Below are 23364 nucleotides of genomic sequence, written 5' to 3'. Positions count from 1 at the left end.
GGGGGGGCCCCGGCCCCGCCGTAGCGGCTGGAGCCGAAGTCGGAACTGAAGTCGTTGCCACGGTTTTGGCCGCCATAGCGGTTGAAGTCGCTTTGCTGGGCTTGCTGGCCGTAGGCACGGTCTTGGTACCCGCCCTGCTGTCGAGCGCTGCCATAGCTATCGTCCCAGCTTTCACCATGGCGGCCAGATTGATCACTACCATCGCGCCCTTGAAAGCGACGTTGGTTATCGTCATTGAAATCACGAGCCATTGCTATCTCCAATTGAGTGGTGTTTGCCAGTCTCAGCAGGGGCCTTTCCACCGACTGAGGGCGTCAAGAATGCGCCGCCAACACAGGCTAGCGTGTAGGTCTTCGCTGACAGAGGCGTCGGAAAATTGGCAATGTGAGTAACCGCTTTTGACGCTCGAAAACGAATGCAACTGCCGCGGCAAATAACTCGGGTGTCCCTCATTTCCATGGAAGCAAAGTCAACACAAGGACAACCACCGCCGCGAGCCATACCAGAGAGGGGACCATCCATGATCTAGGGGCTGGCGGCACAGGCGCCGGGACATCGCGTGATTTGAGTCCGGGTACCGGCATGCTTTGCCCCATTCAATTTGCAAGACCAAAGCCGAAGGCAGAGCGTGGTGCGCTGCTCGAGTCGTCGATGGCTGGAGCTTTTTCCGGCTTGTTTTCTCGGGGCTTGGCTGATGCCGTTGCAGCTGGCTGACGAGGACCTGCATTGAGATCGGGGACGAGGGATTGCAGCTTCCACAGGCCCTGCGCCATGGCGTCCTTGAATGTCGGACTGCTCGACTTGGCGCGCTCCAGTTCCATCCACTCGCCATCGCGGCCACGCTCGTTCAAAACCCACACGAAATTTCCTTCCGTGGGCTCGTCAACGTAAACGGCGATATGGCGCAGCGCAGAGATCATCGTCGCAGCATAGGCCGGGCCAATACGCCGGGAAGGGTGCGAGCGCCTACTGTGCGCGTGAGCAAACGCCTACAAGTCGGCTTTGCGCTGCATCGCACACTGTCGAAACCCGGGATCCCCGCGCGTGGAGAAGATCAGCATGGCAACTGGAAGCCGCACCCTCTGGAAAGGGGCCATCACCTTCGGCCTGGTCCACATTCCCGTCGGCCTGCACACGGCCGCCACCAGCGAGGGCGTGGACTTTGACTGGCTGGACAAGCGCACCATGGATCCGGTGGGCTACAAGCGCGTTAACAAGCGCACCGGCAAGGAAATCGACAAGGACAACATCGTCAAGGGCGTGGAGTACGAGGACGGCAAGTACGTCATCATCAGCCCCGAAGAAGTCGAAGCGGTGTTCCCCAAGACCACGCAGACCATCGAGATCGAGCGCTTTATCGACGCGAACGAGATGCCCTTCATCTTCCTGGAACGGCCATACTTCGTGGCGCCCGTCAACAAGAGCGACAAGGTCTATGCGCTGCTGCGTGAGACGCTGATCGCCACGGGCAAGATCGGCCTGGCCAAGGTCGTTATCGCTACGAAGCAGCACTTGGCCGCGCTGGTGCCTTCGGGCCCGGCGTTGGTACTAAACCTGCTGCGCTGGGGCGACGAGGTCAAGGGCCTCGACTCGCTGGAGCTGCCGCCTGCCGGCGCAAAGAGCGTGAGTGCCGCCGAGCTCAAGATGGCCAAGCAACTCGTCGCCGAGATGTCCGGCAAATGGAATCCCGATGACTTCAAGGACGAGTTCCGCATCCAGGTGATGAAGCTCGTCGAGAAGAAGGCCAAGGCTGGCGAGGGCAAGACCGTGGTGGAGCCCGAAGAGGAAGTGCCACAGTCCGGTGGCGAGGTAATCGACCTCACCGCACTGCTCAAGCGCAGCCTGAAGGTCGGCGCCAAGGACGAAGCGAAAGCACCTGCCAAGAAGGCCCCCGCGAAGAAGGCGCCAGTAAAAGCCGCTCCTCAAAGAAAAGCCGCCTGACGGCCACAGATCACCAACCCAAGGAGACGACCATGTCCGATGACAAGACCAAGACCGGCGGCCAGGACCGCACCCGCATCAGCGTGAGCGAAGACTACGAGGTGCGCGACTGGGCGAAGAAGTTCGGCGTGACCGCCGAAGAGCTCAAGGCCGCCGTGAAAGCCGTGGGCAACGACGCCAAGGCCGTCGAGGCGCACCTGAAGGGCGGTCGGTGAGCATGCGGTGCGCGTTGCGACCTGGAACATCAACCACGTCAACAAGCGCATAGACCTGCTTGTCGATTGGCTGCGCCGCACACAGCCTGACGTTGTGGCGCTGCAGGAGCTCAAATGCCCTACGGCGCAGTTCCCCACCGCAGCCGTCGAGGCGGCGGGCTACAGCGCTGTGGTGGTAGGCCAGCGAGCATGGAACGGGGTGGCCCTGCTGTCTCGCGGTCACGAACCCTTGCCGGTGGTCACAGCCCTGCCTGGCGATGCGACGGACAAAGAGGCCCGCTATGTGGAAGCCGCCATCAATGGCGTGCTCTACGCCTGCCTGTATCTCCCTAACGGCAACCCGCAGCCCGGCCCCAAATTTGACTACAAGCTGCGCTGGTTCGAGCGCCTGCGCCTGCGCGCGCAGGAGCTGTGGAAATCTGGTTACCCTGTGGTGCTGCTGGGCGACTGGAACGTCGTGCCGACCGATGGCGACATCTACAAGCCCGACACCTGGCGCGACAACGCGTTGCTGCAGCCAGAGCCACGCGCGGCATATGCTTCCATCCTGGAGCAAGGCTGGACCGATGCCATCGCACAGGTGCACAGGAAGGGTGTGCCCTTCACCTTCTGGGACTACCGCCGCAAGCGCTGGGAGCGCAACGCCGGCCTGCGCATCGACCACATCTTGGCGGGGCCGCTGCTCAAGGTGGCGGACTCCGGCGTGGACTGCGAAGAGCGCGGTCGGGAAGGCGCCAGCGACCACGCGCCGGTGTGGGCTGAACTGGCGGTGCAGAAGAAGGCTCCCGCACGCCGCAAGACCGTAGCGGCAGCCAGCCCGGAGCCGGCGAAGGTGTCCAAGGCTGCGCCGGCACCAACGCCGAACACCCCCCTCGCCAAATACAACGCCAAGCGCGACTTCAGCAAGACAGCAGAGCCTGCCGGTGTGCACAAGCCCGCCAGGCGCGGCAAGAAGGCAGTCCCATCGGATGCGCTGCACTTCGTCATCCAGAAGCACTGGGCTTCACGCCTGCACTACGACTTTCGGCTGGAGCTCGATGGCGTCATGGTCAGCTGGGCCGTGCCCAAGGGACCGTCGTACGATCCGGCCACCAAGTCCATGGCCATACACGTCGAGGACCATCCGATCGACTACAACACCTTTGAAGGCGCCATTCCCAAGGGCGAGTACGGCGCGGGCAAGGTCATCGTGTGGGACCGCGGCACCTGGGAGCCTGTGGGCGACCCGCGCGAGGGTCTGGCCAAGGGCAAGGTGATGTTCAGGCTGCATGGCCAGAAGCTGGCCGGGCTGTGGGAGCTGGTGCGCATCTCCAAGCCCGGCGAGAAGAAACAGGACCAGTGGATGCTGTTCAAGAAGCGCGGAGATGCGTGGGCACGGCCGGGCACCGAGTACGACGTCATCACCGCGCTGCCTGATAGCGTGGTGGACAAGCCCCTCGGCCTGATCGAAGAGCGGGAGCCAAGGGATGCCCCTGTGCCTCGGCGCGCAAGCGCCCCAGACACCGACACCGCACTCCAGGCGGCCAAGAAGGCGAAGCTGCCGGCCACGCTGGCGCCCCAGCTCGCCACGCTGGTGTCGTCCGTGCCGGAGGGGGATTGGGTCATCGAGACCAAGTTCGACGGCTACCGGGTATTGGCACGCATCGACGGCGACGACGTGCGCATCTTCACGCGCAACGGCAACGACTGGACTGACAAATTGCGCCCAATCGCGGACGCGGTCGCCCAGCTTGGTCTGAACAGTGCATGGCTGGACGGCGAGATCGCCGTGCTCAACGATGCCGGCATCCCCGACTTCAACCGTCTGCAGAACGCCATCGACAGCGCCCAGGTGAGCGACATCGTGCTGTTCGTGTTCGACGTGCCCTTCCTTGGCGACATGGACCTGCGCGCGGTGCCGCTCGCAGCGAGAAGGGCTGTGCTCAAGGAGTTGTTCGACGAGCGCGAGAGCGACACTGTGCGTTTCAGCCAGTCGTTCGAAGTGCCGCCCGCGCAGCTCTTGGGCGCGGCTTGCCAGATGGGACTGGAAGGCGTCATGGCCAAGCGCGCCGATGCGCCCTACATGTCGGGCCGCACCGACACCTGGGTCAAGCTCAAATGCCAGCACCGCCAGGAATTCGTGGTGCTGGGCTTCACTGAACGGTCTAACGCCACCAGGGAGGTGGGCAGCCTTTTGCTGGGCTTCCACGATGAGGGGCAACTGCGCCACGCGGGCTCGGTCGGCACGGGTTGGGATTCGGCTGCAGGCAGGGATCTGCACACCCGACTGACGAAACTGGAAGTGAAAACACCGCCGGTAAGTGCGGCCGAGGTCAAGCCGGGACGCTGGTCGAAGCGCCGGGCCGGCACCGAGCGCTGGGTGAAGCCAACCCTGGTGGTGGAGGTTGCCTTCGGCGAATGGACTCCCGACCAGCACATCCGCCATGCGGTGTTCCGAGGGATTCGCACGGACAAGCCCGCCAGCGACATCGTTCGGGAGCTGGCCAAGGCCGCGCCAGCAAACGCGAGCGCCACCGCGGCCCCTACGCCAAAAGCGAAGACGAAGGCCAGCAGCCTGAAGATCAGCAATCCAGAGCGCGTCATCGATCCCACGACTGGGCTGCGCAAGATCGACCTGGTGCGCTACTACGAGAGCATCGCCGAGCGCATGCTGCCCCATTTGAAGAACCGGCCGGTGTCATTGGTGCGCGCGCCGACTGGGATCACCGGAGAGTTGTTCTTCCAGAAGCACTCCGAAAGCAAGATGCCCGGCGTCAAGGACCTGGACCCAGCCCTGTGGCCCGAGCATGCAGCGCTACTGGCAGTCGATTCAGCGCAGGGCCTGATCTCCGCGGCGCAGATGAACGCCGTGGAGTTCCACACCTGGAACTCGAAGATTGCACGCATCAACCAACCGGACCGGTTCATCCTGGACCTGGATCCCGGCGAAGGTGTGACCTGGCCCATGCTGCAGGAGGCGGCCGAACTCACGCGGGTGATGCTGACCGAACTGGGGCTGGAGAGCTGGCTCAAGACGAGCGGCGGGAAGGGCCTGCACGTCGTGGTGCCCATCACCCCGAAGCTCGAATTCGACGAGGTAAAGGCGTTCTCGCAGGCTGTGGTCAAGCACATGGCCAAGGTCATTCCGTCCAAGTTCGTGGCCATCATGGGCGGCAAGAACCGGGTGGGCAAGATCTTCATCGACTACCTGCGCAACGGGCATGGGCAAACCACTGCTTGCGCGTTCTCGGCGCGATCTCGACCTGGTATGGGTGTCTCGATGCCGGTGGCGTGGGAACAGCTCAGAGAACTGAAGGGCGGGGCGCAGTGGACGATAGGCACGGCGCGCGATTACTTGAGCTTTCAGAAGGAAGACCCTTGGCGTGGCTACTGGAAGAAGAAGCAGTCCATTACCCGCGCTTTCAAGCTTCTCGCGTGATGGTTGCCAGGTCGACAGAGATGGGCAGCAAAGGTTTGAATGCATCGTTGCCTGGCTGAGCCAAATAAGTGAGCTGGCTTGGAGCCACACGGCTTCCAGCCAGCAGTTCACTTTGGCCGCCCCTATCTCGAACCGCGACCCCATCGCAGCCAGTGTTTGGCAGGCCAACTAGTAGGTCGGTTGCTTGCACGATGCCGTCTCCTGCTTGACCCTGCGAGGAATCGCTCCTAGCCTGTTGCCATGTCTGAGCACGGACCCATCATCCTCGGTCTGGACACTGAGTGGGCAAGCCTTGCGCAATGCGCCAGGCGCGCGCCTGGGACACAAACCGTCTGCGGGGGTATTCCGGTGACCGGAATGGTCAATGGGGAGGTGCGAAAAACCTATCCCAGCGAGCCCTTCGCGTTGGAGCTTCTAAAGGACGAATCCACGAGCAAGCAGCGCTCGACCCGCCGGCTTGAAAGGAGACAGGCGCGGTCGCGGGGCCTATGTTAAGTGTTTTGGTCACATTTGCTGTACAGCAAACATTGAGAAAGCAGCTTTAACAACTTGGTTGTTTTAGCGGGAGGCGACTGAGAACGCGCGTTTTCGATTGCATTGGATTCACAGCCCGCCAGAGGGTCCTTGCCTGCTTCGCTGGCCTGCTGTGAAGACTTCCAAGGAGTTCATCCATGAACGAGCATCTCGACCTGTTTTCGGCAGCGCCACTGCTGACGCGGTTGCCAGACGAGTCACTATTCAGCTTGGTGAGTCGCCATCATTTTCTTTGGGGAAACTCACTCGCATCGACTACCAGCAAGCAGTTCTTCTCTCATTCGCGATGTGGGTCTCTGCATGACTTCCCCAATCGTCTTCAAATTCTTGTTGAACGCACTGGGGCGGTCTATGGAGATGCCCGGGACGTCGCAATCAATCTAACCCTTCTGAAATTCTACCGACCGTTTTTACCTCCAGAAGACGTGAGCTATGCGGTCGATTGCCTGTCGCATGGCCACATCCTGAGCCTTCGAATCCGGCTCGGAATCGCAACAAGCCGATTCCTTGCTAACCATCCGCTGAAGGCTTGTTTTGGCTGCATGCAAGAGGACCTGAGTAGCACTGGCTGGGCCTACTGGCACATCAAGCATCAGTATCCCGGTGTCTGGGCCTGCACCAAGCACGCGATGCTTCTCCAGCAATCCAGATCAACCAGCGTAGGTAGGTTTCAGTGGGCGCTGCCCAGAGCTGATGAGCTTCGTGAGAGCTTCGCCGGCGCAGTGCATTCGGCCACGCCTCAACTTGAGTTCTTGGCCAGCTTTGCGACGCTGGTTGAGACGGCAGTTTCAGAGGGTGCTCGATCAGGACTGGGCGTAGATCGGTTCAATGAACACTATCGGGCGGAATTCATGAACCGCGGATGGTTGTCCGTGGGCGGCCATATGCGTCTCAAAGAGATTTCTACGTCGTTCCTGAATCACGTGCAATTGTTTCAGGCCCGCGAAGAGTTTGCGGGCTTTCCCGTGACACTCCAGCAAGCCTCAACGCAGCTAGGCCGATTTTTTAGTTCCCCTAGGGCCAAAACGCATCCCTTCCGACATCTCGTGATGATCCACTGGCTCTTTGGAACATGGGATCGATTCGTACAGTCCACGTCGGTGGAAAAGCGAGCTGCTCTGACAGGTGATATGACTCAGTCGCGAAAAGGCGAAGTCGACTGTGCTCGCAGGAAAGAGTTCGAAGTCTTGGTTCGCGGCAAGAGCTTCTCGCCGAGGGCTGCAGGGCTAAGCGTTGGAATCGATCCGCAAACCGCGCAGGTTTGGGCGGCGAAGTCCGGAATAGCGGTACAACGTCGACCCAAGAAACTCCACTCGGACTTGCGCAAGCTAGCGATCAGAAGGCTGCGACGCGGCGCTGAGAAATCTGCAGTCGCCACCGAGGTAGGTGTATCCATAGAGACCATATCCCGAGTGCTGTGGACAGAAGTAGGGCTCCAACGAGCTTGGACTGAGGCAAGACACGAAAGGGCTCGCGCCCAAGCGCGAAAAGTCTGGGCCAAATTGCTCAACACATCGAGCGCCATGGGGATGAAATGGATGCGAACTATCGAGCCTGCCGCTTACGCTTGGCTGTATCGCAATGATCGCTCATGGCTGATCGAGAACAAGCCTTCTCCGAATCCATCTCATCGTCCTCCGCAGCCAGCAGCCATCGATTGGCAAGCGCGGGATGAGCAGTTGAGCGTTGCCGTGGAAAGGGCTTGCTTGCAACTGCTGCAAGAGCGCGGTGAACGCCTGAGGCACGTCAATCAGCTTTATCCATTGATTCCCCAACTGCACGCCAAGCGAGGGCATCTGGACAAGCTGCCTCTGACGAGGCTGGCAATCCAGCGGTCTATCGCTGCGCGGCCGCAGGGAGCAAGCGACCTCCTCACTTGACTAAATAAGTCTGCCCAACACTCTTGCAGCTTTTCAGGCTGCGTTGACCGCACACCTCCGTGCGCAAGACCGCTTTACGCTGAGACAAGCCGATCTCGCAAGAGCTCGAGCTTGATATGCATATATGTATTGGGTTATGCTTTATGCATGATTGAATCTGAGATTCGCGCGCGGGTAGCAAACGTGCGCCGCATCTGTGTGGATCGGGGAATTGCCCAGGCTGATATCGCAGCGCATGTGGGGGCAAGCCAGTCCCAAGTCAGCCGGATCCTCAAAGGAGACGGCATTCGGGCATCTCGCTTGTTTGAGGAAGTCTGCTTGTTCGTGGAGCGCTTCGAGGGGGGGGTAAGTGCGGATCTGGTGCGAAGCAATGGTGAGCTGATTGAGGCACTTCAGGTCACGTGGGACGGATCCGCATCGCACGCCAAGGCGCTTGCCGCAGTGATTCGATCGTTGGCCGTTCTCAAACCTATGTGATCGCAACGGTCTGGAGTTAGCTCATGGACAAGCTTTTGCAGCCCACTCCCTTCCCGGAGGAAATGGATCTTGGCTACCTTGGTCGGATCAGGCAGATAAACGGCTATAGATATGACCATCTACTGTGGAGGGCAATCGCAGTGCAGGTTGGTTCGGGCAAAGGTGCTACCAAGCATGAGCTGCTCAGCAAAATGGCTGGCCAGACGTCCGAACAGTTCGCTAGGAATCACACCTCTATTCCATTCAGACGAGCCATCACGCAGAACTACCCGCACATTGCCCACGGCAGTCTCCAGATGAGAACCTTGCTGTTTGGCCGAACCCCACATCGCGGCGACCTACAGGTATTTTTCTGTGAAAAATGTGTCAAAGAGGATGTTGATTTCCACGGAGTTAGCTACTGGCGTCGCGATCATCAGATGCCCGGGCAAACATGGTGCCCAAAGCATGCACTTCCTCTGCACTTTGCAAGGTCCAAGGACAGCTTCGGCGCGTTTCCTAAGGACCGACTGGGTCAAAGCCAAATGCATGATGCGACATTCGTTTCAGAGGCACGCGGCAATTTGTTTGTACAGCGCTACCTCGAACTCGCAACCGCAATGTACGACCGAACGGCACCGCTTGATTCGCGAAGCGTTGGGCCGATTCTTAAAGGCCGCGCCGAAAAGCTGGGGCTTGTGAAAACACAGCGCGTGAGGAGCAAGCACCCTATCGACGATCGAGTCCAGAACGTTTTTCCCGCGCATTGGCTTTCGGTTGTTTTGGGAGGCAAGATGGCGCCGAGCGGCGTGCCTTTCCACACCACAGCGAGTGTTGCGTCGCACCTTCTGGTGATTGCCGTGCTCTTTGAGAATGCCGACGAAGCAATCAACGCGCTCGCAAATGCAGCCGTCAGTGGACGTCATGGGCCAGCTGACCTTTCCGATAAAGTCAATCCCCTGAGTGCCAGCGCTTTCTCACCGCCATAGTTTGTCTCTGGGTGGTCGTACCCCGCATCGAGGGGATGCAGCGCTTCAGCCGAATGAGTTCACGGGCCCAACGTCGGCCCAAAAATCTGAGCCCACAGGCCTGGGTCCCGCGGATACAAGTCTTCGTAGCGTTCCAACCGCCTGGGATCGTTGCTCCGAAGCGCATCTACTGCACCGGAGACCAATGCGAAATTCGTATCGGCTGCCGTCTGAAAATCTTCAAGTCTCAAGTCATCATCCTTCCTCTCAAACGCGACGCGGTGCGCAGCGATCCAAAGTGCGATGATTAGTCGTTGCACTCCACCCGTTTTGGTGAGAATGAGATCAACCAACTCATCGGATGGCGCAAGGGGACGTGCAACGTACTGGTACAGGACTAGCCTCGGAAGCCAATGCTGCTTGAACGTGGATTCGTTGTCACCCTCGAAGTGCTTGAACACATGATGTCCAAAGCTAGTGAGCCGCTGGGTGTTGCTAATGCGCGTTTGGATGGCGCTCATGCCGTCCGGAGTCCCGGAGATCAACAAGGGTATGCGTGAAGTGTTGAGGAACGTAAGGATCCACTTGAGCGTCTCGTCTTCCACGATTCGCAATTCTGGCGCTCTACTGCCAGGGTTGCGGTGCTTCCGGCTTGCGACTGTAGCAAGCTTGAACAGATTCTGAATCTCGTCGATGTGAAGCAACCCTAAAAAGTGACTGGAGGCTACCTGCAGCCATTCTCGTAGAAGCTTTGGGCCGTTTTGCTTACTGCGACTTTCCAGCGCCTCATCAAATCGGGTACTACCCGTTGCTTGCCGATAGGCGATCATGAGGTCTAGGCCAAGCTGGTCTGCCTTCCCGTTAAAGGGAGCGTTGAGAGAGAGGAACAGAGGCTGCGTCAAGCCGTTGACCATCCGGAAGAACGAATCATGTCGGATGACTTGATTCGGATAAAGGCTCAGGCAACGGCTTATTGCTTCGCTCTTCCCCGTTCCGGAAATTCCCACGACAGCTGCAGCGGATGGTGTGGCTCTCAAGGGCTGATTGGTTGTGGCCGACTGGCCGCTAATGTGACTCCAGGTCGAAGGTGCAAGCGGACTGAGGCGATCATAGTTTTGCCGGATCATGAGGTCTATGGTCTCGAACAACCGTTGCTCCTCGAGGCTCGGTAGATGTAGATCGAGCACGGCCATCAGCAAATGCATGCGAATGTGCTTTGGGACCGAAGCAATGTCTGGAGGAGGCTTTGGCGGCAGCTCGATTAGGCGTTTCGCAACATCTAGTCTTGGGAGAATGGGCCCAAGCCCAGCGATTAGGGCATTGCCTTCATATGGGTCGAACTCTTGGGTGCTTGGAACCTTAGGCATTCCCCTCCCCCGCATCCATGGTCGCGTACAACTCATTCATCATTTGGTGGTGTGCGTCCATCGCCTCAGAGCGAAGCTCCTTGGAGCCGCGAATTTCCCCTACACCGAGGCGACCTGCCAGCTCGACTTCCAAGGCCCTAGCCTCTGAAATGTTCGGAAGCAGGCCTGTGGAGGAGTCTGACGCTGCCCGAACTTCTGCCTCCGCGTTTGCACGAATGGCTTGCATGCGCTTCAGGCCCAGGACCTTCTCCTGCAAGTTTTGGTGCTCAATGTCGGCCGCTTTCAGCTTTTGGAATGCGAACGCGTCTGCGACCTCATCGTAGGTGAGCTCTGACGACGCGCGGCTGTAGTCTGAGATTGCCAGGTCGATGAATTCATCGCCCCGGCTATGTGGCGTCCATATCCGCGAGACCGAGCCCGGGTAGTAATACGCTGGAAGCTCCCAGCCGCCCTTTGACCGAGCAAGGGTGGTCCATTGCTCCGAGTCAACAATTGGCGATTGGTACAAACTCTTGAGGAATTTCACACCATTTGCGGTTACGCGAGCATGGCGCTGAGGCAGCAAAGAAGCTATCAGCTCTGCTTGCGGCTGAGCGCGCATAAAGCCAATGCCCACCTTGTGACCCCAGGTCCATAGTCCGCCTGGGCTCGGGTAGACCCCATCGGCCACCATGTGCGCATCTAGTCGATGGGCGCGGTCAGCGGTCAGGTTGTAGATATAGAAGACCTCGTGGAGATACTGCATGTACTGCCGCACCGTCATGGTGGCTGCGGCCGGGTTGGAGCGGCGCAGTTCATACTCAGCTCGACGCGCATCCATCGCACCGGGCAAGAACTGGTACTGAGCGTCCTTTGCGATGCGGTGCATCACTTCGACTACGCCTTTTAAGTCGGGTCGAAACGGGGGGGTGTAGCGCAGCGTGGTGCGCAACTTCATCCCTGTTGCCTTGGCGCTTTTCGACAGGTATTCGCCACGATCGCAAAGAAGACTTGCAGGTAGCGTTGGGGCGGGGAAAAGTGATTGACGCATGTCATATCCCCACAAGTCGCTCAGCAACGACGAGGAAGCGGTCGTGTTGAAGATACTGACGGCAGCAGTCGCCCAACTGGGGCCTGTCAGGCAGACGTAGAAGCCAACCACTGCGGTCGAGAAGACATCCACAATGATGTAGGTGATTGGCCTGCCGATGATCCAAGTGGGATCAATCGATGACCTCAGATAAACGTCGCCGATCGTTGAGTCGATGGCAAACATCATCCCCGGGCCTTCAGCGCCCTGCCAACTGCACCCAGAAAGCCCTCGGAGGGAACGTTTGAAGTGTCCCTGACTTGTCTTCTCTCGGATTCGCTCGATGTCACTGGTGTCTTTGGTCAGCACCCGTTTGACTTGTTGAAAGTTCGGGTACTGTCCCTTTTTGAGCTCGACGGCCACGATCCTGCCGTTCTCGTCGAAAGTCATTTCGGTTGCGAACTTAATAGCAATGATGCGTTCATACCGCGACCGCATCGACGGCTTTGGTGTGCTGATGGAATTGTCTGCGTGGATGATTCTCGCGCGCCAGTCAATACTCATGCCTGGCTGAACCGCATCGCCCCAGCAGCCACAGATCAGCTTGTTGAGCCGCTGCCCAGAGGTCTTTCTACCTGCTTTTTTTCTCGTTTTATCTTCTGACAGATCCCGCTTCTCTCCTGGTGCGCCGCATCTGTCTTTTCTTGTGCGAAGACTACGTTGCTCCAGTCCGAAATAGCAGAGAATCGACCAAAGCTTGTCGACGTAGTTTTCACTTACTTCGTGCTCCAGCGCCGCGGCTCGCTTCATGCTGGCAAGGTTCCCGTGAATCTGAAGGCTTTCCTTGAGCTTTTCTTGGTCGAAGAACGGTTCCATGATCCGACAGCGCCTTTGAAAATCAAGCAGTGCGGAGGCCCGTTCAATTGGCTCGTAGTACGAGCCTGGAAGTTTCTTTAGGCTGAGCGCAACAAGATCTAGGCTCTCGATGAGATCAAGGAAATCATGCCGCTCAATTCTGTACAAAGCGCCGACCCGCGGCGCTTGCGCAAATCGCTTTTTGCGTTTTAGTTTTAGGTCTTCGATGCGCGGCCTGCCTCCTTTGCCCTTACTAGGGGGCACCGCTGGCTCGATGAGCGCGCAGTAGACTGCCTTTGCTGTGCCATCATCCACCATGACCCGGTATGTACCGGCTGCAAGTCCATGGGTGTCGGTCGTCAGTCGGTACAGCTGGTTGTGCATCAGATGCATGCAGACCTCCGAACCAGCATGGGATTGAGCGAATGGAACTCCTGGTGAGAGATCAATGCAAGAGGTTGATGGGGTCTCCAGCCCCGCCGCAAATCTACTGGTAGCAATCCGCGCCAGATGGATTGCCAGAGCGCTCTTTGCGCGTCGTAGCGATAGGGCTCTCCCCCGAACAAATCAGTGAGCTGCTGAATCACGCTGGAAAATCGGTGGCGAGGCATGCCTCGGACCACTTCGCACGCTATGCTGACTTGAGACGCCGACGCTGGTTCATCAAATCCCCAGGGGGAGCTTCGGCGAAGCGTCATGGCGACGTTCGCATCGTACTGTTCGGGCGTGATGAGTATCCAAGGTACCCGGCGCCGCTCCCAATAGGTCTTCTCCAGAAGAAGCAGCTGTTTCGCTCGCCGAGTAAGTGCGCTCGAAGGTTTACAGGACACGGCGAGGAGCTCCAGCGTTCCCCGTTGAGTTCGCAGAACCAGTAACAGGTCGGTGGTGCTCGTCCAGATGTGGGTCAGGTCGCCTTCGCTCACCTTGGGGTGTTTGATACCCAGTAGCCTTGCTGTTTCCAGCGTCCCTGGATAGTGTGTGAGCCCGCCCCCTACATGCCAGCGAGATATCTCGTGCAGAGCGTCGTCCTGGCTAAGCGGAAACTGTTCGACGAGATCGACCAGATCTGACAGGAGGCCGGCAAAGTTAAGACCTGTCCATTCCCCGTCGGATAGAAGTTCGCGTTGGCGTTGCCGCCATGGGATCAGATGCGAGCGGCCCAAACTGGACGGATCTCCCCGGGAGACCCGGTGCCAGGGCAAGTATTCAGCATAGCTACCTGTTCCTCTTCCTTCCCGAAGAAAGCGTTCGAGGACGGTCGGAGTGAATCGCTTTTCAGTCCTCATCGCCGCGCCTCCGAGTATTGGGAGATGGCGGCTTGCTGGAGTGCAAGCACCCCGCAAGGTGATTTGGACTGGTCACTGCTGGGCTTCGCTCTAGACCTGGAATTAGAGCTAGGGTGCAGCGGGGAGCTTGCTTGCCGCGAACGCGCAAGGGCCTCACTACGATCAGTGATGGATTGCATGGTCTGACATCTCGGTTGTTCGCCTGATAGGCGCGAACAAATCCACCACCAAGGGGTCAGATCAAGTATTCTTACGGTGCAAACGCGAAGACTTAGGTCTGGCCACCCTGGACGGCGGGGCTCTGAAAGGGGTCCTGCCGTTTCTTATTTCATGGCCGCCTCCAAATGCAATGTTTGTCGGATTGAGCGCACTTGCGCGGGCGAAAGGCGCTGGGCCATCCCAGCGATGTCACGAAGCAGCTCTGCTACGTGACTTGGCGTAGTACGCGCGACGCGGAGGCCGATAGCTGTGCGTTCCTGATTCGCAAGCGTCGCCAGTCGGTTCGCCTCGTCATGTGGCAGGTTCAGCGCATTGGCCAACCTGATCACGACAGTCTCAGATGGCGCGGGGCGCCGCGCGTTCTCGTATTCACTGACGATAGATGCCACCACGTTCGCCTTTTCAGCGAGTTGACGCAAACTCAGTTGGCGTGAGCGCCGTGCCAGGAAAAGCAACTCACCAAAGCTCCCAGATGCAGAACTAAGTTCTGCATCTTCGACGTGGGCATGCTGGTTACAAGGCTTGATGGGCATCATCCAGGCGCCAACCTGACGGCAAACCGTCTCGGTAGACATCAACTAGTAAGTGCCACAGTTTGCTTCTTTTTAATCTTTTGCGCAATAAAAGATCGAATTTATCAATCTGTGAGAAACATTATTTCGCATCATTGTTATTCTGCGAATTTCTTTCAATTGACGGAAGGCCTGCATGCAGGAAGTAATTTTTCGTGCAGAGTGAGGATGGCGGATTAGGGGGGCTGATGCGCTACGTCTAGACTGACGCCCACGTCCAAAGGCTAAGGGCCGGTCACGGGCGTAAGGATGTTGGACCGGATGGATGCACCACTGTTAGATTCGGCGCAAGAAGATGGCCGAGGGCTTGTAGCGGTGTCCGCAACTCAAAGCCTTCAAGTCGCAGATTTGAATTCAGTACCGAAAGAAGGCAATGGAGTACAACATCCTCTCCCATGTCAACATGAATACCTTGATCGAGCAGGTCAACGATGCGATTAAGTGCGGGTGGGAGCCGTTTGGAGGCTTGGCCATGGCCAGTAGCAATTGGTGGGCGCAAGCAATGATTCGACGGAAATGACCTCAGCAGTCACACTGGACTCCCAAAGGGTCTAGTGTTGAGGAGCGGGGCGGATCGACAAGTCGATCCCCGTCCGCTTCACCAACTCGTGGTAGCTGATTGGAGGCCCCACGCGCTCGCCCTCACGGTTGGCGTGCCAGTGCGCCCAGGCCCGCTGCGTGGTTGCGTCATACACCAGCTTGTACAGATAGTCCGGCACCCGAACCTGGTTCGCCCTGATGAACGGGCTGGTGCGCGTAAAGACCGGCCCCGTAATGACATAGACATCGCCCCTGGGCCCGCAGCACATACCGACGCGTGTCCTCCTCGATCTTGGCCCAGGGTCCTCCGGTGTGCTGGATGTTCTGCGGCACCATGTTCGCGAGGCTGAAGTTTTGGGCCATCGCCGTTGGCGTCGACATGTCGCCCGCCGGCGCCATGTGCCCCCGGCTGTACCCCGAGCGCTTGTAGTCCCCCAGTTCGGCGCCTGGCAGACGGGCATCCGCAAAGAACTTGTCGGCGCGCTTGTGGTCGGTCTGCTCGATCACCCGGCGATTCAGCCGCTGGGCGACATATACCAGCGTGCGCGTCTCACCACTGTGCAGCACCGCGAAGGCCTCGTAGCACAGCGCGCGCGGCAGAGGCCTGGTTGGCACAGCAGGTGGCTTGCCATGCACGAAAAACTGCGGGAAATGCGCGAAGCTGGTGGGCTGCGGGACTCGGAAGGAATCCTTCTCAAAAGCCGGGTTGGGAGCCCGGGCAAAGACGATGCTAGTCCGTTGGGAGACCCCCCGGCTCTGCCGGGGAGGCCGTAGAAGTTTGACGTATTCGTAGGTATGGATGTCCATCGCAGAAACTGCCAATCGTGAGCCGCCAAGCAAACGAAAGGAAGAACTGGATGGACAAGATAGAAAGCCTAAATCACACGAAATGGGACTGCAAGTACCACGTGGTGTTCATACCGAAATGTCGAAGAAAGACGCTGTACCTGGAGCTGCGAAAGCACCTGGGGGAGGTGTTTCGGACATTGGCGAGTCAAAAAGAGAGCCAGATAGAAGAGGGGCATCTGATGCCGGATCATGTGCACATGATGCTATCGATACCGCCGAAATACGCGGTGTCGCAGGTGGTGGGATACATCAAGGGCAAGAGCGCGATCCATCTGGCCAGGGTGTATGCAGAACGCAGAAGGAATTTTGTAGGCCAACACTTTTGGGCGCGAGGGTACTTTGTTTCGACGGTGGGACGAGACGAAGAGGTGATCCGCAACTACATAAGGCACCAAGAGGAGGAGGACGCGAGATTGGAACAGCTTGGGTTGTGGAGGTAGCGGCCACCGAATAGGTGGCGCAAAGAGTAGGGGCCGCGTTAGCGACCCCGTTTAGCCGCTTTGAGCGGCTCACATCTCGAAAGCCCCCGGCTTTGCCGGGGGATGGTTACTGGTGCCAACCAATAGGGCAATGGCCAGGGCCAGGCTGCTAACTTTCGTCATCTACTGAGGAGGATCTGGTTGAGGATGCAATGAAAAAAGGGCCTCCACATGGAGGCCCTTTGGGGAATAGGCGCGAGGATCCCAAGGAGAGCAGCTGAACCACGTTCAACCTCGCTGTGCTGCATCATTCTCGGCATTCGCATGCCGCAGTTGATACCAAGTTCACAACCTGAGGAGGTGACTGGTCAACACTGGATGTCGATGCTAACACTCATCTGGGCGCTCGTATCGCGCTGCGGGAGGCTAGCATTTCATCCTTCACTCTCCGAGCCACGCGGAGAACTGGGTTTGGGATTCAGGATGCAATCTGGAGAAAGGCCCCACTGGCTGAAATCCCACAGATCGGCATGGAACGAGTGCACTTCGTCCAACTCCGGGCCCACGTTGGGCGCTCCATTCGGGCCGCGGCAAATGAGGGCCCGGTGTATTCGCGGATCAACCTCGCGGAAGTACTGCAGGTAAAAGAAAAAAGGGCCCGAAGGCCCTTCTCCGGATCCACCCGAAGGAAGATCCATGCGAGGTTCTGTTGCCCCTGCTGGTATGCAGGACCTGATGGACAGGCAGCTGGTCCGTCTACTCACTCGCTCTCGAACCGTCTTGCCGTAATTTTAGCAAATGCTCAGAATATGAACCTCGGATTGGCCGAAATCAGCTGCGCGGCGCGTCCATCTGATCGGGTGAGGATGACATCAATTTTGATGACGCGGTGAAGCCATGAGAACCACAGTAACCATTGATGATGACCTGTATGAGCGTGCGCTGGAAGTTGCCGACCCCACAATGAAAAAGGGCGACCTGTTCCGTGAAGCGCTCAAGACTTTCGTGCGCATCCAAGCAGGCAAGCGCCTTGCGGCCCTGGGGGGCGTCGCCCCCGACATGAAAGACGTGCCGCGGCGTCGGGAGGAAGACGTTTGAGGCGGGTGCTGGCAGACACATCCGTGTGGGCGAGCCACTTGCGGCTGCGATTGCAGTTACGCCTTTGGGGTGGGCGCTTTCCCGGGGCCTTCGGCGGGACGTCCAAAGTGCAACTGCAACTTGGCCACAAGGTCCCTTGTCACCTCCGGGTCGGCAATGCCGGCAACCGGGTCGCAAGCAACGAAGTGCGGTAGCGACTCTTTCGGCCAGCCCAGGGCGTCATCCACAGCTACCCAAGCGCCAGGCTGCCTGCGGTCCACGTCATCCAGGACCTGGTGTGCACGGGTGAGACAGTCAAAGAGATTGCGATTCATGCGCGTGTGGAACGTCGCCCCAACAACGCGCGCCTTGAGGCTCGGCGGAAGCTTTGAAACAGCGCGGCTGTACCGCAGCGATGGTACCCAGGACGTCGACAACACGATGTGCACATTCGGGTAGGGGGTCAGTAGGTGCTCAAGAAGGGGCGCGTTTTCGAAGAGGGTGTGACCGACGCCCTTGGGTCCAAAGTAGAGCCCTCGACGTGGGTGGCGCCACACGTCCTCGTGGTGGAGTACACCGTCGAAGTCGAGATAGAGAACGTGCTTTCCACGGCCCTTGGGTTGCTTCATCTGCAATGTTCTTTCTTGCAAAGCGTCTTGTCCGCATCGACCAGCGTGGAGGTCGAGGGGCGACAGAGCGCTTCAATGCTTTCTGCCAGGCATCAAATCTGGGACTACAGAGAAACAGCCCTCAACCAAGGCGATGCCCTTGTCGGCTACGCCTTGGGCAACAAGGCACTCGCGCCAGTTCGCGGCGACCCGCTCGGCCACCTGCCCATGGACTTCCTCAGCGTTGCGCCGCGTGAGGCCAAACGCCTCGCATTCGCTGAGAAGGTTCTCTTTTGTGGCCATGGCCCCGTTGCTTCCGACGGCCATTGCCTGGCCCCGCTGTCTGGTGCTTCGCCACTGGGGCAACAGGTCATAGGCTGGGCTCAGCCGGTAGGTGCCTGGCATGTCGTCGGCCACCAGCCCATGATTGCGGTCGTGGTCATCGGTGTTGGAGATGAGCGCATTGAAGACCATGCGCCGAAACAGTTCCGCCCGATCCGATTCACTCTGGCACGAGTAGCGCTCCAGCTCGGACGCAAGGCGGACGTAGCTGCCGCTGTAGTCCGACCTGAACCCCGTGCACTCGAAGAGCGTGCGAGCGCTCAAGAACGCATCACGCCTGGCCATGCCTCTGCCATCGACTGGCCCCCTGTCAAAGCGCTCCACCAAAAGCACATCGCCGTGCCGCCCATCACCTTCCACAACCTGCGAAATAGCCGAGTTAATGCCGCAGCGCCTGGCCAGGTCCAACATCGCGGCCTCCAGCTTAGCCATGGGCAGGTTCGCATCGTCATTGCGTGAAGGAAACTTCGCCAGCCAAAGCCGCCCATCCTTCTCCACGGTGAGTTTCGGCCTCGCTCCGCCCATGGCCGTGTTTGCCCAAACCCACTCCACCATCTCAGGAAACACCAGTTCCGGGTGCTTGTCCAGGTCATACAAAACAGCTTGCGCAAGGCCGATGTCCTCGACACCGATTGGCAGCCTGCGAACGGGGATTTCCGTGCTCGATTGGCTGAACGCAAGGTTTCCGATCGCATCTCCAGCGGTGTTCAGCATGTACCTTGCCGGGAAATCCTGCCTCCACTGCACGGTGTCGATGACATGCCGCCCCCAGCTCTCCGGCATCGCATCCAGCAAAGCCCCGAAGACCCCTTTGGACAGGGTGGTCGAGAACTGCAGTGCTCGCAACGGCAGCGCGATGGGATCCACGGCGATCGCGCTCGGGTTCTGGAGGTAGGACTTGTAGTAGGCAAACACCCCCATGTGCCCGGTGCTCGAGGTCCCGTGCTCGAAGCGTCCGCACAGGGTCGGCTCGACATCTCCTGGCAGATAAGCCCAAACGAAAATCTCAGAAGCCATGGTTGCCCGCTCCGGGTTAAACGTGTCTGCCGGCTGATTCACCCACATCCACGCAGAAATCCGTCCGAAAATCCGAGTTCTGCATGCGCCCCCCGGTGAGCTTGTACCCACGCGGATTGGTGACGATCCGGGTCCCCCGCACGTCGTAGTCCACGCTGTCATGGATGTGCCCATGGATCCAGGTACTGGCTTTGCCCATCAGGGCTTCCAGGTTGCTCGCGTAGCAGGGGGACAGCGGGTGGCCATCGAACTCCTCGGGGATGGACCGAGGGTGGGGTGCATGGTGGGTGACCACCACGGTGTTCTCCGGATCGCCCAGGCCCAGCTGCTCCTCCAGCCACTGCCGGCTCGCGTCGTGCCGGCGCCCGGCCATGGCCGGCACCAGGCGGTGCTTGCGCTCATGCCAGTACATTTCCGCCGGCCGGGTGATCTTGATCCGCGGATAGTCGCTCATGCGATGCCGCGCCGTGCTCATCGCCATGAGCTTCCCGTCGGCGCCGTGCAGCGCATAGTCCGTCCAGAGGGTGCACCCCAGGAATCGCATACCGCCGATTACGACGGCATCGTTCTCCAGGTAGTGGACCTGGTAGTCACTGGCGAGCTTGCGCATCACCTCGATGTGTTTGTCCCAGTGCTGTCCGTAGAACTCGTGGTTGCCGTCCACGTAGATGATGGGCTTGTCCGGGAAGGTCTCGCGCGCCCAACGCAACCCGCCCGTGCCTTCGGTGGTGTCGCCGGCCAGCACCACCACGTCGACGGTGTTGAGGAAGTCCGGGTCCAGCTGCGGCCTAAAGGGTGCCAGGTCCAGGTGCAGGTCCGAGCACACGAGCAGCTTCATGGCTGCTCCTCTGCGTCGCCTGTTGGTGCTCCAGACGTATCGCAGGGGACCCAACGACCGTCGGCGGTCCGCTCCACCAGAAGCCGGGGATTGAACTCCCGGTTCTCATACTCGCCAGCAAGCCAGCCCGTTGGATACCCGCGCGGGTTGCAGACCACGCGGCACCTGCCCACGCGGTACTGGAAAGATGAGTGCGTATGCCCATGGATCCACAGCCCAGCCTGGTCCAGCAGCTCGGCAGGCAACTCGGATCCGAAGGCTGCCGTGCACAAGTCGTTCTGGTACTGCGGCGCGGTCGACCTCTTGCGCGGGTAATGGTGGCTTACCACCACCCGGTCGCCAGGGGATGCGGGCTTGGCCAGCTCGGCTTCCAGCCAGGCCCGGCTGGCCCGGTGGCGCTCGAGTGTGGCTTCGGGTGTGCAGCCTCGGATGCACATGTAGTCCGCCATGTACCGTTGCGCTTCTGCCATGGCCCGGGGCACAGTGGCTGCGCCGAAGTACTCGAAATCGGTCCACAGGGTCGTTCCAAGGAACTGCATGCCCCCGATCACGACCGCGTCTTTCTCCAGGAAGTGCACCTGTTCGCGCAGCGCCATCTCCCGGATGTCATCGAGCGTGCGCTGCCAATGTCCGTCGTAGAACTCGTGGTTGCCTGCGACCAGCACGACCGGCTTGTCCGCGAAGGTCTTGCGGGCCCAGCGCGCTGCCTGGCTGCCGATGTGGATGTCGCCGGCAAGCACGACCACATCGGCAGCCGCGGTGGCTGCGGGATCGGGAACGAAGGGCGAGAACTCGACATGCAGGTCGGACAGGATGAGCAGTTTCATAGCCAGCTCCTTTGGAGCCTTCTGTGCAGTCTGGCGAGCGATACGAAGTGGTTCGACCGACTGGGGAGGGCGAAAGGGCGGCGACTGGGCAGCCGTGCCTTGGGCGCGCCCACTATCGCGAATGATTCGTCCTCGCGCCATTTGGAGCGCGGTACGAAGCCGCCTCTTCGGATGCGCGCGGAAATCAATCTCCCCCCATTGAGCCTCCGCGGCTTGCCCGAGATCGTGAACAGAGACAGTTCGCACAGGTCCCCTGTAAATCGCGTGTGCGAGAAATACACGCGGGTCCCAGCCTTCGAGCCCGCAGGCATGGACAGGCGCTGGCGACGGTCGATGCATACCAAGCCGGTGGGTTCCGAACGCCGAATGACGGTTTTGGGTTTCAGAGGCATACCAGTCCTTGTGTGACATCCCAGCCCACGTTCACGAAGTGCGCGGACTCGGTGTGGGGCAGCACCTGCCGGTGCAGATGTCCGTGGTAGTTGAGGATGCGGGGCAGCGGGTAGTCCACCGAGGCCGGGTAGTGGCTCACGAAGACGTTCTGCCCCAACGTGTCCTGCCAAGCCAAGAACGGCACTACCGCTTCGAAGAGCGGACGCCGTCGGTCCTCGGCCCGCTCGTTCAGGTAGCGGCATTTGCCGGCGCGCGTGAGGTCGTGGTTGCCCAGCACCAGGACCTTGCGGCCCGGGATGCGCCGCACCCACGTCATCGCCGCGTCGTGGTCGCCCATGGCCACGTCGCCCACGATCACCAGCCATTCGTCGTCCCGCACCTTTCTGGTTTGCGCGACCAAGTACTCGTTCATCGTCGCGGCATCCGCGAAGGGCCGGTTGCAGTACTGGATGACGTTGGCATGATTGAGATGCAAATCCGCGGTAAGCCACACCCGCTCGCCGCGGGCCAGGGACTGCTGGATTTGGACGCTCACTGCGGTGATGGTGTCGGGATCAGCCAACGCCAGCATGGTTGCGTGCACATCTGGGCGGTCTCTCTCTGTGGCCAATGTGCAGATGAACAGGTCCAGGGTTTCAGTGAATTGCATGGTTGTCTCTTTCAATGCAGGTAGCCATTCGGCGGGTCTTCCGGTTGGTCCAACGCCTCCTGCTCCTCGTCGCCTGGCGCGATGTCCAGCACGCTGGCCGGCAAGTGGTGCAGCTGGACCACGCGACTGCCATTGGCAAAGGCCCGGGCGAAAGCGGTCTCCAGCGCCTGGATCTGCTGGCGCGCCGGCAGATGGGCCAGCGCGACCACGATGCGCTTGTTCGGGGGATCGAACAGATCCAAGCCCATGCGTGCGTGCACCGCCTGAGTGACCACGTAGGCTGCCTCGATGGCCTCTTCACCGCGCGGTGCCGTGATCACAAACTCACGGAACCGGCTGCGGATGCTCGCGGGCACAGCCGCGGCATCGTTGCCGGCGGCAATCCACACGACATGGGAGGCGTCGTACGTGAAGTTCAAGCTGATGTCGGTGACGGCGCTAGCAGACACAGGCTCCAGCAGCGTGTGCAGGGGAGCGATTGGGTTTGCGCGCTCGCTTCGGCATGCTTTGTCGATCTCGTCCAAAAAGATCATGGGCGATGCCGATGGACCCAGCACCAGCGCCTCGAACAACATGCCCGGCGACGTGTTGGCCCACCGGCTGTCTGAGCCCGTGAGTGCGGTCTCTGTGATCCCGCTGTCGAAGCTGTGGCGGTGCAATGGCAACGTGAGCGCCTTGGCAAGCTCCATGCAGAAATGCGTCTTGCCAATCCCCGGAGCACCCAGCAACAGGATGGGCGGAATGTGCATCGGCTGTCTTCTCCCATAGGAGAGGGTCAGGCTGTACCGGACAAGAGCCAAGACCTCTCTGAAATGGGGCATCAGCTGGCCAACTCGCTTGAGGTTACGCAACACGAACTCGTGTGCGGGCAAGGCATAGCCCACAGGCCGGACGTGGCTTTTGTGCCTGGCGCGGAGTTGGCGGTACAGGTCGCTGCCGCGCTGGTGCAGTTGCTTGTCGGGTGTGAAGACTGCACGCTCGAGCAACTTGAGCGGCTCGTCCCATGCATACACAGGGACGTGCAAGTGGCCCAGCAGGTTTGACTCGGCATCTGCCACTTTGTCGAAGGATCGCTCCAGCAGAAG

Annotated in this window: 19 protein-coding genes and 2 pseudogenes; 8 read left to right on the top strand and 13 right to left on the bottom strand. The window is 59.7% G+C overall.

Annotated elements, in window-relative coordinates; translation table 11 throughout:
- A pseudogene (locus PMI14_RS34690) lies at nt 1–251 on the bottom strand (hypothetical protein); the annotation flags it as partial.
- A gap of 345 nt (nt 252–596) precedes the next feature.
- Nucleotides 597–920 carry a hypothetical protein gene (locus tag PMI14_RS34685; RefSeq protein ID WP_146187987.1) on the bottom strand — a complete coding sequence of 108 codons (324 nt, stop codon included), beginning with the start codon at nt 918–920 and terminating at the stop codon, nt 597–599.
- Nucleotides 921–1059: 139 nt separating this feature from the next.
- Here PMI14_RS34685 and PMI14_RS03240 point away from each other — a divergent pair, with 139 nt between their 5' ends.
- From PMI14_RS03240 to PMI14_RS34025, 6 genes are all read left to right on the top strand, one after another.
- Nucleotides 1060–1941 (top strand): Ku protein, encoded by an 882-nt coding sequence (locus PMI14_RS03240; RefSeq protein ID WP_007849496.1) that lies wholly within the window; start codon nt 1060–1062, stop codon nt 1939–1941.
- Between the two features lie 32 nt (nt 1942–1973).
- Nucleotides 1974–2156: a DUF3606 domain-containing protein gene (locus PMI14_RS03235; protein ID WP_007849494.1), complete on the top strand. Its 183-nt coding sequence runs from the start codon at nt 1974–1976 to the stop codon at nt 2154–2156.
- 7 nt (nt 2157–2163) lie between these two features.
- Nucleotides 2164–5574 (top strand): DNA ligase D, encoded by a 3411-nt coding sequence (gene ligD / locus PMI14_RS03230; RefSeq protein ID WP_007849492.1) that lies wholly within the window; start codon nt 2164–2166, stop codon nt 5572–5574.
- Nucleotides 5575–6245: 671 nt separating this feature from the next.
- A complete protein-coding gene (locus tag PMI14_RS34030; RefSeq protein WP_007849490.1) occupies nt 6246–7988 on the top strand; it encodes a TnsD family Tn7-like transposition protein in 1743 nt (580 codons plus the stop codon).
- Nucleotides 7989–8135: 147 nt separating this feature from the next.
- Nucleotides 8136–8465, top strand: a complete 330-nt coding sequence (locus PMI14_RS03220) for a transcriptional regulator (protein WP_035202188.1) — start codon at nt 8136–8138, stop codon at nt 8463–8465.
- 23 nt (nt 8466–8488) lie between these two features.
- Nucleotides 8489–9433 (top strand): TniQ family protein, encoded by a 945-nt coding sequence (locus PMI14_RS34025; protein WP_007849484.1) that lies wholly within the window; start codon nt 8489–8491, stop codon nt 9431–9433.
- Between the two features lie 59 nt (nt 9434–9492).
- Here PMI14_RS34025 and PMI14_RS03215 read toward each other — a convergent pair whose 3' ends face one another.
- The 5 genes and pseudogenes from PMI14_RS03215 to PMI14_RS03200 all read right to left on the bottom strand — a co-directional run bounded on the left by PMI14_RS03215 (nt 9493) and on the right by PMI14_RS03200 (nt 16067).
- Nucleotides 9493–10617: an AAA family ATPase gene (locus PMI14_RS03215; protein ID WP_108016775.1), complete on the bottom strand. Its 1125-nt coding sequence runs from the start codon at nt 10615–10617 to the stop codon at nt 9493–9495.
- Nucleotides 10618–10771: 154 nt separating this feature from the next.
- Nucleotides 10772–13036 carry a DDE-type integrase/transposase/recombinase gene (locus PMI14_RS03210; RefSeq protein WP_007849479.1) on the bottom strand — a complete coding sequence of 755 codons (2265 nt, stop codon included), beginning with the start codon at nt 13034–13036 and terminating at the stop codon, nt 10772–10774.
- Nucleotides 13027–13929 (bottom strand): TnsA endonuclease N-terminal domain-containing protein, encoded by a 903-nt coding sequence (locus PMI14_RS34020; RefSeq protein WP_007849476.1) that lies wholly within the window; start codon nt 13927–13929, stop codon nt 13027–13029. The genes PMI14_RS03210 and PMI14_RS34020 overlap by 10 nt, the downstream gene beginning before the upstream one ends.
- Before the next feature lie 323 nt (nt 13930–14252).
- Nucleotides 14253–14684 carry a helix-turn-helix domain-containing protein gene (locus PMI14_RS34015; RefSeq protein ID WP_162137114.1) on the bottom strand — a complete coding sequence of 144 codons (432 nt, stop codon included), beginning with the start codon at nt 14682–14684 and terminating at the stop codon, nt 14253–14255.
- Nucleotides 14685–15271: 587 nt separating this feature from the next.
- Nucleotides 15272–16067: pseudogene (locus tag PMI14_RS03200) on the bottom strand (DNA/RNA non-specific endonuclease).
- 50 nt (nt 16068–16117) lie between these two features.
- Here PMI14_RS03200 and tnpA point away from each other — a divergent pair.
- Both tnpA and PMI14_RS03190 read left to right on the top strand, forming a co-directional pair.
- Entirely contained in the window at nt 16118–16549 is a 432-nt protein-coding gene (tnpA, locus tag PMI14_RS03195; RefSeq protein ID WP_007849472.1) for an IS200/IS605 family transposase, read from the top strand.
- Nucleotides 16550–17425: 876 nt separating this feature from the next.
- On the top strand, nt 17426–17626 hold the full coding sequence (locus PMI14_RS03190) for a type II toxin-antitoxin system VapB family antitoxin (protein ID WP_007849469.1): 201 nt from the start codon (nt 17426–17428) through the stop codon (nt 17624–17626).
- A 56-nt stretch (nt 17627–17682) separates the two neighbouring features.
- On the opposite strand, the gene PMI14_RS03185 is transcribed toward PMI14_RS03190, so the two are convergent.
- The 6 genes from PMI14_RS03185 to PMI14_RS03160 form a co-directional block, all read right to left on the bottom strand.
- Complete coding sequence (locus PMI14_RS03185) at nt 17683–18234, bottom strand: HAD domain-containing protein (protein ID WP_052024314.1); 552 nt, start codon at nt 18232–18234, stop codon at nt 17683–17685.
- Between the two features lie 72 nt (nt 18235–18306).
- On the bottom strand, nt 18307–19572 hold the full coding sequence (locus tag PMI14_RS34680; RefSeq protein ID WP_007849466.1) for a type II toxin-antitoxin system HipA family toxin: 1266 nt from the start codon (nt 19570–19572) through the stop codon (nt 18307–18309).
- A gap of 16 nt (nt 19573–19588) precedes the next feature.
- The gene (locus tag PMI14_RS03175) at nt 19589–20410 is read right to left on the bottom strand and encodes a metallophosphoesterase (protein ID WP_007849464.1); all 822 of its coding nucleotides are present in this window, start codon (nt 20408–20410) and stop codon (nt 19589–19591) included.
- The gene (locus PMI14_RS03170; protein WP_007849462.1) at nt 20407–21237 is read right to left on the bottom strand and encodes a metallophosphoesterase; all 831 of its coding nucleotides are present in this window, start codon (nt 21235–21237) and stop codon (nt 20407–20409) included. The genes PMI14_RS03175 and PMI14_RS03170 overlap by 4 nt, the downstream gene beginning before the upstream one ends.
- Before the next feature lie 382 nt (nt 21238–21619).
- Nucleotides 21620–22279 (bottom strand): metallophosphoesterase, encoded by a 660-nt coding sequence (locus PMI14_RS33330; RefSeq protein WP_007849458.1) that lies wholly within the window; start codon nt 22277–22279, stop codon nt 21620–21622.
- An 11-nt stretch (nt 22280–22290) separates the two neighbouring features.
- Nucleotides 22291–23364 (bottom strand): AAA family ATPase (locus PMI14_RS03160; protein WP_007849457.1); only part of this gene is annotated, 1074 nt, incomplete at its 5' end.

Source organism: Acidovorax sp. CF316, assembly GCF_000276605.1.
Lineage (GTDB): Bacteria > Pseudomonadota > Gammaproteobacteria > Burkholderiales > Burkholderiaceae_C > Acidovorax.
Note: the sequence above shows the minus strand (reverse complement) of the source record. Positions and strands in the feature narration are given on the sequence as shown.

What these genes read in the sequence shown, in the direction of transcription:
- PMI14_RS34685 (WP_146187987.1), bottom strand. Translation starts at nt 920, where the DNA reads ATGATCTCTGCGCTGCGCCATATCGCCGTTTACGTTGACGAGCCCACG.
- PMI14_RS03240 (WP_007849496.1), top strand. Translation starts at nt 1,060, where the DNA reads ATGGCAACTGGAAGCCGCACCCTCTGGAAAGGGGCCATCACCTTCGGC.
- PMI14_RS03235 (WP_007849494.1), top strand. Translation starts at nt 1,974, where the DNA reads ATGTCCGATGACAAGACCAAGACCGGCGGCCAGGACCGCACCCGCATC.
- PMI14_RS34030 (WP_007849490.1), top strand. Translation starts at nt 6,246, where the DNA reads ATGAACGAGCATCTCGACCTGTTTTCGGCAGCGCCACTGCTGACGCGG.
- PMI14_RS03220 (WP_035202188.1), top strand. Translation starts at nt 8,136, where the DNA reads ATGATTGAATCTGAGATTCGCGCGCGGGTAGCAAACGTGCGCCGCATC.
- PMI14_RS34025 (WP_007849484.1), top strand. Translation starts at nt 8,489, where the DNA reads ATGGACAAGCTTTTGCAGCCCACTCCCTTCCCGGAGGAAATGGATCTT.
- PMI14_RS03215 (WP_108016775.1), bottom strand. Translation starts at nt 10,617, where the DNA reads ATGCATTTGCTGATGGCCGTGCTCGATCTACATCTACCGAGCCTCGAG.
- PMI14_RS03210 (WP_007849479.1), bottom strand. Translation starts at nt 13,036, where the DNA reads ATGCATCTGATGCACAACCAGCTGTACCGACTGACGACCGACACCCAT.
- PMI14_RS34020 (WP_007849476.1), bottom strand. Translation starts at nt 13,929, where the DNA reads ATGAGGACTGAAAAGCGATTCACTCCGACCGTCCTCGAACGCTTTCTT.
- PMI14_RS34015 (WP_162137114.1), bottom strand. Translation starts at nt 14,684, where the DNA reads ATGATGCCCATCAAGCCTTGTAACCAGCATGCCCACGTCGAAGATGCA.
- tnpA (WP_007849472.1), top strand. Translation starts at nt 16,118, where the DNA reads ATGGACAAGATAGAAAGCCTAAATCACACGAAATGGGACTGCAAGTAC.
- PMI14_RS03190 (WP_007849469.1), top strand. Translation starts at nt 17,426, where the DNA reads ATGAGAACCACAGTAACCATTGATGATGACCTGTATGAGCGTGCGCTG.
- PMI14_RS03185 (WP_052024314.1), bottom strand. Translation starts at nt 18,234, where the DNA reads ATGAAGCAACCCAAGGGCCGTGGAAAGCACGTTCTCTATCTCGACTTC.
- PMI14_RS34680 (WP_007849466.1), bottom strand. Translation starts at nt 19,572, where the DNA reads ATGGCTTCTGAGATTTTCGTTTGGGCTTATCTGCCAGGAGATGTCGAG.
- PMI14_RS03175 (WP_007849464.1), bottom strand. Translation starts at nt 20,410, where the DNA reads ATGAAGCTGCTCGTGTGCTCGGACCTGCACCTGGACCTGGCACCCTTT.
- PMI14_RS03170 (WP_007849462.1), bottom strand. Translation starts at nt 21,237, where the DNA reads ATGAAACTGCTCATCCTGTCCGACCTGCATGTCGAGTTCTCGCCCTTC.
- PMI14_RS33330 (WP_007849458.1), bottom strand. Translation starts at nt 22,279, where the DNA reads ATGCAATTCACTGAAACCCTGGACCTGTTCATCTGCACATTGGCCACA.